This window comes from Pseudonocardia sp. ZF1 (assembly GCF_056835605.1).
The window spans coordinates 3,169,476-3,182,394 of record NZ_JAJNBY010000001.1 but is presented as its reverse complement, the minus strand read 5'-3'; the positions used below and the strand labels follow the sequence as shown (position 1 = coordinate 3,182,394).

The 12,919-nt window shown below is 75.1% G+C and carries 9 protein-coding genes; 1 reads left to right on the top strand and 8 read right to left on the bottom strand.

All coding sequences use genetic code 11. The features are described from left to right. Window positions 1–7 precede the first annotated feature (7 nt). Genes pgl through tkt form a run of 6 tightly spaced genes read right to left on the bottom strand, consistent with a single transcriptional unit; the run spans window position 8 to window position 8,306 of the window. Window positions 8–799 carry a 6-phosphogluconolactonase gene (gene pgl, locus ZF1_RS15435; protein ID WP_476651580.1) on the bottom strand — a complete coding sequence of 264 codons (792 nt, stop codon included), beginning with the start codon at window positions 797–799 and terminating at the stop codon, window positions 8–10. After that, entirely contained in the window at window positions 796–1,746 is a 951-nt protein-coding gene (gene opcA, locus ZF1_RS15430) for a glucose-6-phosphate dehydrogenase assembly protein OpcA (protein WP_482637601.1), read from the bottom strand. The genes pgl and opcA overlap by 4 nt, the downstream gene beginning before the upstream one ends. Before the next feature lie 40 nt (window positions 1,747–1,786). Then, on the bottom strand, window positions 1,787–3,331 hold the full coding sequence (gene zwf, locus ZF1_RS15425) for a glucose-6-phosphate dehydrogenase (RefSeq protein ID WP_062395412.1): 1,545 nt from the start codon (window positions 3,329–3,331) through the stop codon (window positions 1,787–1,789). Between the two features lie 43 nt (window positions 3,332–3,374). Continuing rightward, on the bottom strand, window positions 3,375–5,063 hold the full coding sequence (locus tag ZF1_RS15420; protein ID WP_482637600.1) for a hypothetical protein: 1,689 nt from the start codon (window positions 5,061–5,063) through the stop codon (window positions 3,375–3,377). Then, window positions 5,064–6,173: a transaldolase gene (gene tal / locus ZF1_RS15415; RefSeq protein WP_405416862.1), complete on the bottom strand. Its 1,110-nt coding sequence runs from the start codon at window positions 6,171–6,173 to the stop codon at window positions 5,064–5,066. 12 nt (window positions 6,174–6,185) lie between these two features. Then, window positions 6,186–8,306 carry a transketolase gene (tkt, locus tag ZF1_RS15410; protein WP_405416863.1) on the bottom strand — a complete coding sequence of 707 codons (2,121 nt, stop codon included), beginning with the start codon at window positions 8,304–8,306 and terminating at the stop codon, window positions 6,186–6,188. 510 nt (window positions 8,307–8,816) lie between these two features. On the opposite strand from tkt, the gene ZF1_RS15405 reads away from it, so the two are divergent. After that, window positions 8,817–9,737, top strand: coding sequence for a heme o synthase (locus tag ZF1_RS15405; RefSeq protein ID WP_251782977.1), 921 nt, complete (start codon window positions 8,817–8,819; stop codon window positions 9,735–9,737). A 4-nt stretch (window positions 9,738–9,741) separates the two neighbouring features. On the opposite strand, the gene ZF1_RS15400 is transcribed toward ZF1_RS15405, so the two are convergent. Then, window positions 9,742–10,809: an amidase family protein gene (locus tag ZF1_RS15400; protein ID WP_482637599.1), complete on the bottom strand. Its 1,068-nt coding sequence runs from the start codon at window positions 10,807–10,809 to the stop codon at window positions 9,742–9,744. Next, complete coding sequence (locus ZF1_RS15395) at window positions 10,806–12,872, bottom strand: S9 family peptidase (RefSeq protein WP_100877642.1); 2,067 nt, start codon at window positions 12,870–12,872, stop codon at window positions 10,806–10,808. Before ZF1_RS15395 ends, ZF1_RS15400 begins: the two co-directional genes overlap by 4 nt. Between the last annotated feature and the right edge of the window lie 47 nt (window positions 12,873–12,919).

Genomic DNA, 12,919 nt, shown 5'->3' with positions numbered 1-12,919 from the left:
CCGCCCGTCAGGAGACTCGGGCGACGATCCCGTCGGGCAGGTCCGCGGCGGCCTCGGTGTCGAGCAGCCAGCGGGTCGTGACGGTGCCGCGGGCCCCGCCGACCGGCAGCTCGGTCTCCGGCGTGCCGGTGAGCGCACCCGCGACGGCCGGTGCCTTGCCCGCCCCGGCGGCCACCACCCACACCTCGCGCGAGCGGCGCGCGGCGGCCAGGGTCAGCGAGATCCGGGTCGGCGGCGGCTTCGGGCAGTCGAAGACAGCGACGACCGTCGCCGCCTGCTCGTGCACGGCGGGGGAGTCGGGGAACACCGACAGGGTGTGGCCCTCCTCGCCCATCCCGACCAGGGTCACGTCGAACGCGGGGACGCCGTCCTCGTCGGGGCCGGCCAGGTCGTCGAGCAGCCGGGCGTAGTCGGCGGCCGCGGCGAGGGCGTCGTCGCGCGTGCCGCCGCCCGGCGGGGCCGCGGGCATCGGGTGCACCCGGGCCGGGTCCAGCGGCAGCGCGTCGAGCAGGGCCTCGCGGGCCTGGCGGTCGTTGCGCTCGCCGTCGTCGGCGGGGACGAAGCGCTCGTCGCCCCAGAACAGGTCCACCCGGGCCCAGTCGACGGCGTCGCGCGCCGCGGAGGCGGCGACGTCGCGCAGCAGCTGGATCCCGACCCCGCCGCCGGTGAGCACCAGCCGCGGGACGGTGCCCGCGGCCTGCAGGTCCACCAGCGCGGTGATCAGCCGGGCCGCGGTCGCCGCGGCGAGCGCGTCCTTGTCCGGGTGCACCGCGACCTGCACCTGCGTCGCGGCGCTCACGCGCGCACCTTCACCGGGGTACGGCCGCGGGTCACCTTCGCCACCCCGGCGAGAGCCTCGGCGTAGACCTCGTCCGGGTCGAGCCTGCGCAGCTCCTCGGCGAGACAGTCCGACACGTGCCGACGGGCCAGCGCGATCAGCCGTTCCGGCTGGCCGGGCTGGGTCAGCCGGGCGGTCTTGCCGTCCGGGCGGGCCAGCTCGACGTCACCGGACGGGCGCGTCAGCCGGACCAGCGAGAGCCCGTGGTCCCTCTCCGACGGAGAGCGCTTCACCTTCACCCCCAGGCTCGCGGCGAGCCAGCCCGCGATCAGCTCGGTGGACGGCGACACCGCCTCCCCGGCGACGACCGCGGCGCTGATGTCCTCGTACGGCGGCACGTCCAGCGCGGCCGCCAGCTGGGCCCGCCACTGCGTGAGCCGGGTCCAGGTCAGGTCGGTGTCGCCGGGCGCGTAGTCCTTGCGGCGCGCCTCGAACGCCTTCACCGGGTTCTTCGACGACAGCGCGTCGGTGATGCGGCGCTGCGCGAGGCGGCCCACCGCGTCCTCCGACGGCGAGGCGGGCGCCTCGTTCGGCCACCACGCGACGACCGGGGCGTCCGGCAGCAGCAGCGGCATGACCATGCCCGCGCCCGCCTCCTCGGCCGCGAGCGGGCCGTAGCCGCGCAGCACGATGACCTCGCTGGCGCCGGCGTCGCCGCCGACCCGGATCTGGGCGTCGAGCCGCGGCGAGGCCCGCCGCTGCCCGCGGGCCAGGACGATCACCCGGCAGGGGTGCTCGCGGCTGGCCGCGTTGGCGGCGTCGATCGCGCGTTCGAGCTCCGGGCCGTCGTCGGTGACGACGACCAGGGTCAGCACCCGGCCCAGCGCGAACACGCCACCGGACTCGCGGAGCTCGACGAGCTTGCGGTTGACCGCCGAGGTGGTGCTCGACGGGAGATCGATGATCACGATGGGGTCTCCGTCTTCTCCGCGGCTGCCGTCCGTGCGCTCACGGCCGCCTCCAGTGGCGCCCGGTGCGGGCCAGCATCTCCTCGGCCGACACCGGGCCCCAGGACCCGGCGGGGTAGGAGTCCGGGCCGCGCGCGTCGGCGGCCCAGTGCTCCAGGACCGGGTCGAGGATCTCCCAGGACCGCTCGACCTCCTCGTTGACCGGGAACAGCGACGGCTCGCCGAGCAGCACGTCGAGGATGAGCCGCTCGTAGGCCTCGGGGGAGGCCTCGGTGAAGGCGTTGCCGTAGCCGAAGTCCATCGTGACGTCGCGGACCTCCATCTGGCTGCCCGGCACCTTGGACCCGAAGCGCATGGTGACGCCCTCGTCCGGCTGCACCCGGATGACCAGGGCGTTCTGCCCCAGCTCCTCGGTCATCGTCGCGTCGAACGGCAGGTGCGGGGCCCGCTTGAACACCACGGCGATCTCGGTGACGCGGCGGCCCAGACGCTTGCCGGTGCGCAGGTAGAACGGCACCCCGGCCCAGCGGCGGTTCTCGACCTCGCAGGTGATCGCGGCGAAGGTCTCGGTGGTCGACTCCGGGTCGAACCCCTCCTCCTGGGCCAACCCGGGCACCTCCTCGCCGCCCTGCCAGCCGCCCTCGTACTGGCCGCGGGCGGTGGTGGCGTCGAGCGGGTGTGCGAGCTTGACCGCCTTGAGGACCTTGATCTTCTCGGCGCGCAGCTCGTCGGAGGAGAACGACGTCGGCTCCTCCATCGCGGTGAACGCGAGCAGCTGCAGCAGGTGGTTCTGGATGACGTCGCGGGCGGCGCCGATGCCGTCGTAGTAGCCGGCCCGCCCGCCCAGGCCGATGTCCTCGGCCATGGTGATCTGGACGTGGTCGACGTAGTTGGCGTTCCAGATCGGCTCGAACAGCTGGTTGGCGAACCGCAGCGCCAGCACGTTCTGGACGGTCTCCTTGCCGAGGTAGTGGTCGATGCGGAACACCGAGTCCTCGGGGAAGACGTCGTTGACGATCGCGTTCAGCTCGATGGCCGAGGCGAGGTCGTGGCCGAACGGCTTCTCGATGACGACCCGGCGCCACACGTCCGGGTCCTCCTGGGCGGACAGCCCCGAGCGGGCGAGCTGCTTGCAGACCACCGGGAACGCGCCGGGCGGTATCGACAGGTAGAAGGCGTGGTTGCCACCGGTGCCGCGCTTCTCGTCGAGCTCGCGGACGGTGCGCTCCAGCTCGTCGAAGGCGGCGTCGTCGTCGAAGGAGCCCTGGACGAACCGCAGCCCCTCGGCGAGGCGGTCCCACACCTCCTGCCGGAACGGGGTGCGGGCGTGCTCGCGCACGGCCTCGTAGACGACCTGGCCGAAGTCCTCGTGGTCCCAGTCGCGGCGGGCGAAGCCGGTGAGGGCGAAGCCCGGCGGCAGCAGCCCCCGGTTGGCGAGGTCGTAGATCGCGGGCATGAGCTTCTTGCGGGACAGGTCCCCGGTCACTCCGAAGATCACCAGTCCGCAGGGGCCGGCGATCCGGGGGAGCCGCTTGTCACGGGGGTCGCGCAGCGGGTTGGTCCGTCCGCCGTTCGCGGTGGGCATCGCCCCTCCTAGTACTGGTGTTCTCGTGATCGGGGCACCGGGGTCACGGCTCGGTCGAGGGCTCGGTCGACGTCGGTGTCGATGTCACCGCCCTGGCCAGGGTGACCAGTCCGGCGAGCCGGTCGGTCAGGTGCAGCCGGAGCACCGGACGTCCCCGGCGCCGCTGATCGTCCATGACCGCCCGGGCCTGTGCCGCGTGCAGGCTATCCAGTCCCGGACCGGGAGGCACGGTGTCCGCGCCGACGGAACCCGGAAGATCACCGCCGGACCCGTTCCCGGTCAGGTGACAGTGCACCGCGACGTCCGGTGCGCCGGTGTCGCCGCTGCGGCAGGCCGGGGCCCAGCCGAACGCGACGGGCAGCCCGAGCCGGGCCACCAGCGGCCCGCGCAGCACCGCGACCGAGGCGTCGGACTCCGGGTCCAGCCAGGCCGAGACGACCGCCGGGGCCCCGTCGGCGACGGCGGCCAGCGCGTCGAGCGCACCGGCGACGGTGCGGGTGGCGGGCGGCAGCCAGTCCCCGGCGTGCACGGCGATCCCGCCGTCGACGAACGACGGCTCGGGGTCGGAACCCTCGGCGGGCGCGGGCGGCGCGGGCGCGAACGGGTCGGTGTCGAGGACCCGCCCGGCCAGCGCCGCGGCGGCCTGCCACAGCACGACCGCGGCACCCGGGCCGGCGTCGAGCCGCACCGCGCCCTGGCCCGGCCCGGGCCGGGGGCCGGTGCCGTCGGCGTGCACGTCCACGACGCCCGCGGGTGCGGTGGGCTCCTGCGGGGCGGGGCCCGCGCCGACCGGTTCGTCGGGCGGCACCGGCACGACGGTGAGCCCGGCCGCGGTGAGCAGCGGGGCCAGCCAGCCGGTGAGGGCGGGGGAGCGCTCGGCGTCGCGCAGGGCCAGCAGCGAGCCGCGGCCCGCGGCCAGTGCGCCGGCCAGCAGCAGCGCCGGGTTGTCCGGGTCGTCGGCGGCCAGCGCGCGTTCGGCGGCGACGGCGTCGCCCAGGACGGCGGGCACGTCCGCCCCGGCGAGCCCCGCGGGGACCAGCCCGAGCGGGCCCAGCACGCCGAAGCGGCCCGGCACGTCCGCGTCGAGGGTGACCACGACCGGGCCGGGGTCGCCGGGTGTGTCCAGCGGTGAGCCGGGCTCGGTCAGGTGCACGGTGCGCGCGGCGAGGGCGTCGGCGCCGACCTCCTCGGCGATCGCGGCGGCGACCACCCGGGTGACGGCCGCGACGACGGGGTCGGTGCCCGCCGCGTCGGCGACGACGAGGACGGTCTCGGCGAGCTCCCCGGACAGCGCCTCCGCGACCTGCACCGGGTCCGCGGAGTCCAGTGCGGTCAGCCGGGCCCCACCCGGGTCGGTGCCGGCGACGACGCGGGCCGCGGCGACCGCGTCGGGCGTACCGACGAGCAGCACCCGGTGCGCACCGGCGACGGCGAACCGTTCGCGCAGCGCGGCGACCTGCCCGACGAGGGGCCGGCTGCGGGCGGCGAGCCCGGTCCAGCCGGTACGGGGCGGGGCCCCCGCGGCGCGGGGCCCCCAGACGCTGGGGTCGGCGTCGGCGAGCCGGGGGGCGACGGTCTCGCCGGCCAGCTCGGCGGCGATCCGCCGGGCCGCTCCGGCGAACGGCTCACCGGCGAGCCGCACCCGCACCGGGGACGGTGCGGGTGCGGACGGGCCGCCGGTGGCGGCGGAGCCGAGGTCGGCCCCGTCGCCACCGGGAGTGGCCTCGTTCAACTACTTCGCGGAGTCGAGCTGGCCGCGGACGGTGTCCTGCAGCTCGGTCCAGGACTTCTCGAACTTCTCGACGCCCTCGTTCTCCAGGGTGAGGAACACGTCGTCGAGGTCGATGCCCTGGCCCTCCAGGTCGGTGAAGACCTGCTGCGACGCCCCGGCCGTGTCGGTGACCTTGTCCCCGTCGACCTCACCGTGGTCGGCGAAGGCCAGCAGGGTCTTCTCCGGCATCGTGTTGACGGTGTTGTCCACGACCAGCTCGGACACGTACAGCGTGTCCGGGTAGTCCGGGTTCTTCACCCCGGTGGAGGCCCACAGCGGGCGCTGGGCGTGCGCACCGTGGGCCGCGAGGGCGTCCCAGCGGGCACCGGAGAAGGCGTCGCGGTAGGCGGCGTAGGCCAGCCGCGAGTTCGCGACGGCCGCCTTGCCACGCAGGCCGAGCGCGGCGTCGCCACCGATCTTCTCCAGCCGGCCGTCGATCTCGGAGTCCACCCGGGACACGAAGAACGAGCCGACCGAGTGGATCCGGGACAGGTCCTGCCCGTTCTCCTTCGCCTGCTCCAGACCGGTCAGGTAGGCGTCCATCACGAGCTTGTAGCGCTCGACGGAGAAGATCAGCGTCACGTTCACGCTGATGCCCTCGGCGGTCGCCCGGGTGATGGCCGGCAGGCCCTCCTCGGTCGCCGGGATCTTCACCAGCAGGTTGGGCCGGTCGACGGCCTTGAACAGCTCGCTCGCCTGGGCCGCGGTGCCCTCGGTGTCGTGCGCCAGGCGCGGGTCCACCTCCAGGGAGACCCGGCCGTCGACACCGCCGGTGCGCTCCCACACCCCGGAGAACACGTCGCAGGCCTGCTGGACGTCGGCGACGGTGATCTCGCGGATCGCGGTGTCGACGTCGGCACCGCGGGCGGCGAGCTCGCGGACCTGCTCGTCGTAGGCGGCGCCGTCGGACAGCGCACCGGCGAAGATCGTCGGGTTGGTGGTCACCCCGACGACGTGCTTGTCGTCGATCAGGGCGGCGAGGTTGCCGCTGGCCAGGCGCTCCCGGGACAGGTCGTCGAGCCAGATGGACACCCCGGCCGCGGACAGCGCGGCCAGTCGCTCGTTGGTCATGGTTCGCTCCTCTCAGTCCGACGTCGCGGCGAGGGTCTCCCGCGCGGCGTCGACGACGGTGTCGGGGGTGAAGCCGAACTTCTCGAACAAGGTGGCCTGGTCGGCGCTGGCGCCGAAGTGCTCGATGGAGATCGAGCGCCCGGCCTCGCCGACGACGGCGTGCCACGGCATCGCGATGCCGGCCTCGACCGACACCCGGGCCTTCACCGCGGGCGGCAGGACCGAGTCGCGGTAGGCCTGGTCCTGCTCGGCGAACCACTCGAAACAGGGCAGCGACACGACACGGGTGCCGATGCCGTCGGCCTCCAGCTTCTTCCGTGCCGCGACCGCGAGGTGCAGCTCGGAGCCGGTCGCGACGATCAGGACCTGCGGGACGCCGGTGGAGGCCTCCTCGAGCACGTAACCACCGCGGGCGACGCCCTCGGCGGAGGTGCCGGCCAGTGTCGGCACGTTCTGCCGGGTCAGCGCGAAGCCGACCGGGCCGCCGTCGGGCCGCTCCAGGGCGGCCTTCCAGCCGTACACGGTCTCGTTGGCGTCGCCGGGGCGGACCACCGACAGGCCGGGGATCGCGCGCAGCGACGCCAGGTGCTCGATCGGCTGGTGGGTCGGGCCGTCCTCGCCCAGGCCGATCGAGTCGTGGGTCCACACGTAGATCGGGTTGGTCTTCATCAGCGCCGCGAGCCGCACGGACGGGCGCATGTAGTCGGAGAAGACCAGGAACGTGCCGCCGTAGGCGCGGGTGGGGCCGTGCAGGGCGATGCCGTTGAGGACCGCGCCCATGGCGTGCTCACGGACACCGAAGTGCAGCGTGCGCCCGTACGGCGAGGTGGACCACATACCGGTCGAGGCCGACTTCGGGCCGAACGAGTCGACGCCCTTCATGGTGGTGTTGTTCGACTCGGCGAGGTCGGCCGAGCCGCCCCACAGCTCCGGCAGCACCTCGGCGAGCGCGCCGAGCACCGAACCGGACGCCTTGCGGGTCGCCAGCCCCTTCTCGTCGACGTCGAACGACGGCAGCGCGGACTCCCAGCCCTCGGGCAGCTTCTTGGCGAGCAGCCGGTCGAGCAGCTGCTTGCGCTGCGGCTCGCGCTGCGCCCACTCGTCGAAGGTGCCCTGCCAGGTGTCGTGGGCGGCGCGCGAGCGCTCGCCGACCGCGCGGGTGTGGGCGAGGACGTCGTCGTCGACCTCGAACTCCTGGTCCGGGTCGAACCCGAGGACCTTCTTGACCTCGCGGACCTCGTCGTCGCCCAGCGCGGCACCGTGCGCGGCGCCGGTGTTCATCTTGTTCGGCGACGGGTAGCCGATCACCGTCCGCAGGATGATGATCGACGGGCGGTCGGTCTCGGCCTTCGCGGCCTCCAGCGCGGCGAGGATGCCGGTGACGTTCTCGCCGCCCTCGACGACCTGCACGTGCCAGTTGTAGGCCTCGTAGCGCTTGGCCGTGTCCTCGTTGAGGGCGATGTTGGTGTCGTCCTCGATGGAGATCTCGTTCGCGTCGTAGATCACCGTGAGGTTGCCCAGCTCCTGGCGACCGGCCAGCGACGACGCCTCGGAGGTGACGCCCTCCTCGATGTCGCCGTCGGAGGCGATCACGTAGATCTGGTGGTCGAACGGCGAGGCACCCTCGGGGGCGTCCGGGTCGAACAGGCCGCGCTCGCGGCGGGCCGCGATCGCCATGCCGACGGCCGAGGACAACCCCTGGCCCAGCGGGCCGGTGGTCATCTCGACACCGCGGGTGTGGCCCCACTCCGGGTGGCCCGGGGTCAGCGAGCCCCACTTCCGCAGCTGCTCGAGGTCCTCCCGCTCCAGGCCGTAGCCGGCCAGGAAGAGCTGAATGTAGAGGGTGAGGCTGGAGTGCCCGGCGGACAGGACGAACCGGTCGCGGCCCATCCAGTCGGGGTCGGCCGGGTCGTGCCGCATGACGCGCTGGAACAGCGTGTACGCCAGCGGGGCCAGGCTCATCGCGGTGCCGGGGTGTCCGCTGCCGCACTTCTGGACCGCGTCCGCGGCCAGTACACGAACGGTGTCCACGGCCCTGCGGTCGAGGTCGGTCCAGTCGTCGGGGACGTGCGCGCGGGTGAGCGCGGCGACGGCGCCGTCCCCGGCGTGGGGGGACGTAGCGGTGTCGGACAAGGCGATGGCTCCTGTACTCGCGTCGACGAATGTCGGTCTGCCGGTCGTGGATCCGGATGCCCGCCCGGTGGTCGCGGCCGTTCCGCGGCGGCGACGTCGGCGGGTGTGTGGTGCGACCCGGATCACCTGGCGGCATCGTCGCCGCCCCGACGCGGAACACCCTACTGCTCACGCCCGCGGCCTGCGGCTTTGCGCCTCGTGGCGATCGGCGGACCGGGCCGCCGGTGTCGGCGTACCCGGCGGGCCCGCGGCGCATGCCACCGGTTAGCATCGACGCGCTGTAGAACTAGGGAGGTCGCCACCGCGGCGACCACCCCGTGTCCACGGCACCGAGCCGGTGCGGCCCCTCGGGCGGCGCGGCACGGGATCACTACGTCGAACCGAGCGAGGTACGGACAGGTGAGCGCACCCGCGTCAGGGCGGAGCCGGGCCGACGAGGCCGGTGTCCCGGCCGAGCACGTCCCGGCCGGGCCGGACGCCGCGCCGGCGGCGACGCCCCCCGCGACGACCGTGGTGGTGCCGCCGGCACCGACCGGGCGTCTCGCGCGCGTCCGCGCCACGGTGGCGGCCTATCTGGGCCTCACCAAGACGCGGATCATCGAGCAGCTGCTCGTGGTCACCGTGCCCGCCATGTTCCTGGCCCAGCGCGGTGTGCCCTCGCTGGTGCTGATCGCGGCCACCCTGGTCGGCGGCGCGATGGCCGCGGCCGCGGCCCACGCGCTGAACTGCGTCGTGGACGCCGACATCGACCAGAAGATGGCGCGTACCGCCCGCCGCCCGCTGGCGAGGGGACAGGTCCCCACCCGCAACGCGCTGGTGTTCGGCCTGGTCCTGGCCGCGCTGAGCTCGGTGTGGCTGGGCCTGACCACGAACTGGCTGGCCGCCGTGCTGTCGCTGGCCGCGATCGCGTTCTACGTCCTCGTCTACACGATGCTGCTCAAGCGGCGGACCTCGCAGAACATCGTGTGGGGCGGCGCCGCGGGCTGCATGCCGGTGGTGATCGGCTGGGCCGCGGTGACCGGCACCGTCGAGTGGCCCGCGCTGGTCATGTTCGGTGTGATCTTCTTCTGGACGCCGCCGCACTTCTGGGCGCTGGCGATGCGCTACCGCGAGGACTACGCCGCCGCCGGGGTGCCGATGCTCCCGGTCGTCGCGCCCGCGCCGGCGGTGTCGGTGCGGATCGTGGTCTACAGCTGGGTGATGGTGGCCTGGAGCCTGCTCCTGCTGCCGGCGACGTCGTGGGTGTACCTCGCGGTGGCGCTGCTCGGCGGGGCGTACTTCGTGTACCGGGCGCACCGGCTGCACCACCAGGTGAGGTCCGGCGGCGAGATCTCCCCGATGCCGCTGTTCCACCTGTCGAACATCTACCTGTGCGTGCTGTTCGCGGCGATCGCCGTCGACGCCGCGCTGGGGCTGCCGGTCCTGTTCTGACCGGTCACCCACGGCCCGGCGCGGGGGCGACCGCCGCGGGCGGGACCACCCGCTCGACCAGGTCCAGCAGCGCCGCATCCGCCCCGTGCCGGGCGACGATCTGCAGCCCGACCGGGCAGCCGTCGGGTCCTGTACCGGCGGGAACGCTCACCGCCGGGTGGCCGGACAGGTTGAACGCCCACGTCAGAGCCACGTTCATCCGGCCGCCGGGACCGTCGTGGCCGTGCGGGCCGGCGGGCGTGGTCGGGGTCAGCAGCAGGTCCGCCGCCGCGAACACCGTGGCGGGCACGGCCTCGCCGGGTGTCCGCGGCGCGACTCGTCCCGCGCGCAGCGCCGCCCACGCCGGGGCCGGGTCGGGCAGCCGGACCGGCGTCGCGATCTCGGTGATCCCGGCACGGGCGAGCAGGTCCCGGGCGGCCGTCGCGGCGACCGCGACCACCACGGGGTCGGGCTCGGCGTCGAGACCGAGGTCGGCCGACCACACCGCCGTCGCCGGCGCCGCCACCGGCCGGGCCGGCCGGCGCGGGCGGGCGACGGCGTCGAGCCACGGCCGCAGCAGTGCCGGGTCCCGTACCAGCACACCGGGTACCGCGAGACCGCGCGGGTCGGCCGACGGGACGAGCCCCGCGGTCGGCTTGTAGCCGAGCACGCCGCACCAGGCCGCGGGGATGCGGACCGACCCGGCGCCGTCCGAGCCGGTGGCCATCCCGACGACTCCGGCGGCGACGGCGGCCGCGGATCCGGCGGAGGACCCACCGGGGGAGCGGTCGGCCCGCCACGGGTTGCGGGTGGGGCCCCGGTCGGTCCATCCCCACGTCTGGTGGCCGCCCGGACGCGGCACCGAGGTCGCCCCGATCGGGACGGCACCGGCGGCGAGCAGCGCGCGCACGGCCGGGGTGCGGTGCCCGTGCAGCCCTTTCACCGCGATCGGCAGGCCGGCGAGCGGACCCGGTACGGCGGGGCCGGGGACGGGCACGTCGTGGTCGTCGTGCCGCAGGAACGCCCGCAGCCAGGGCTCGGTGCGGTCGCGGCGGTCCCGTGCCACCGCGACCGCGCCCGGACCGGTGCTCACCGCAGCAGGTCCGGGGTCTCCCACTCCTCGCCCAGCACGTGGTGGTCCAGGAACGCCCACACCGTCCGGTACCAGACCTTCGCGTGGTTCGGCGCGAGCACCCAGTGGTTCTCGTCGGGGAAGTACAGGAACCGGTGCGGGTTCGCCGCCGGGTCGGCCTGCCGCGACACCAGGTCCCACCAGAGCCGCAAGCCCTCGCCGATCGGGACGCGGTGGTCGCGGTCGCCGTGGATCACGAGCATCGGGGTGACGATCGCGTCGGCGTGGTGGTGCGGGCTGTGGGCCTGCGCCATCTCCGGGGTCATCTCGGTGAGCCAGTAGTCGGCGTGGTCGGTCGTGGGGCCGAACTGGTCGAGCGCCCACAGGCTGGCGTGGGTGACGACCGCGGCGAACCGGTCGGTGTGCCCGGCGACCCAGTTGGCCATGTAACCGCCGAAGGACCCGCCCATCGCCGCGGTGCGGGTGCCGTCGATCTCCGGCCGGGCGACGGCGGCATCGGTGGCCGCCATCAGGTCGGTGAACGGCGTCCCGCCCCAGGCGCCCCAGCCCCGCTGGACGAAGTCCTGGCCGTAGCCGGTCGACAGCGCCGGGTCGGGCAGCAGCACGGCCCAGCCGCGGGCGGCCATCAGCCACGGGTTCCACCGCCACGACCAGGCGTTCCAGCTGGCCAGCGGGCCGCCGTGGATCCACAGCAGCAGCGGCACCGGATGCGCGGCGTCGGCGCCGTCGGGCAGGACCAGCCAGGCGCGGACCCGGGTGCCGTCGGCGGCGGTGGTCTCGAGCTCGGTGAGGGTGCCCGGCAGCGCGGGCGCCTGCGCCGGCGCGGGCAGCAGCTCCGGCTCGGCGTCGCGGCCGTCGGCGGGCACCCGGACCGGGGTCGGGGGAGCGTCGTAGGCGTGGCGCACGGCGTAGACCCACCGCCCGTCCGGCGACGGGCACGGGTCGGAGTAGGTGCCGTGGTCGCCGGTCAGGCGGGTGACGGTGTCGTCCTGCGGTGTCGGGCCCGGCACGACCCGGAACAGCGGGCCGCGACCGTCCTCGTCGGCGGTCACGACGAGCGCGGCCGAGTCGTGCGTCCAGCGCGCCGAGGTGGGCCAGCGGTCCCAGCCGGGCGCGACCGGGCGCGGCTCGCCGCCGTCGAGCGGGATCAGCACGAGGTCGATCCGCGGCGCGGTCTCCGGGGTGGACACCCGCTCGCGCAGCGCGACGACGGTGCGCCCGTCGGGGCTGATCCGGGGCGTGCCGTACTCGTGGCCGTCGTCGGTGGTGAGGTCGGTGCGCGCGCCGGTGACGGTGTCGACGACGACGAGCCCGGGGCGCCAGGTGCCGTGCCCGTGCGCCCGGTGCCAGCCGGTGACCACGCGCGCCCCGTCGGGGGAGACGGCGAAGGAGGTCTCGTCCAGTGCACGGCCGGGCGCGGGGGTGAGGTCCGTCCAGGGGTCGGCGTCGGTCCCGTCCGGTTCCCCGGAGCCGCCACGGGGGACATCGGCGCGGGGCGGGGCGAGCAGCAGCCGCTCCTCGTCCGGGCCGAGGTCGTGGTCCCAGTGCCGCACCGGGTAGCCGGTGTGCAGGATCGCGGTGACCTTGCCCTCGGTGCGGGCGGTGCGCCGCCGCTCGTCGTCGGCGGTGGTGACCGACCCGGGCAGGGTCGGTGCGGAGACGACCACCGTCCCCGCGTCGGCCGCGACGGCGACGTCCGAGATGCCACCGGGGCGCGACCCCGCCGGTTCGGCCTCGCCGCCGGCGGCCGGCAGCCGCCACAGCGAGGTCGGCGGCTCGGCCTCGCCCGCCGTGTCCGGGTCCGGCCGGGCCGACCGGAACAGCAGGTCACCGTCGGGGGTGAAGACCGGCCCGGACTCGCCGGCCGCGCCCCGGGTCAGCCGCCGCGCCGGGGCCTCGCCCGCGGGGTCGACCTCCCACAGCGCGGTCCGGTAGCGGGTGCCGTCGGCGTCGAGCTCGGAGACCCCGGTGACCAGCCGCGTGCCGTCGGGGGACAGGGCGAGCCCGCCGAGGCGGGGGAGCGCGACGTAGGCGTCGAGGTCGTGGAAGGGGGTGTCGGTCACGCCGTCGGTTCTACCGCACGCCGCGCGGCGGACCGACCCCGTTCCGG

What these genes read in the sequence shown, in the direction of transcription:
- zwf (WP_062395412.1), bottom strand. Translation starts at nt 3,331, where the DNA reads ATGCCCACCGCGAACGGCGGACGGACCAACCCGCTGCGCGACCCCCGT.
- tal (WP_405416862.1), bottom strand. Translation starts at nt 6,173, where the DNA reads ATGACCAACGAGCGACTGGCCGCGCTGTCCGCGGCCGGGGTGTCCATC.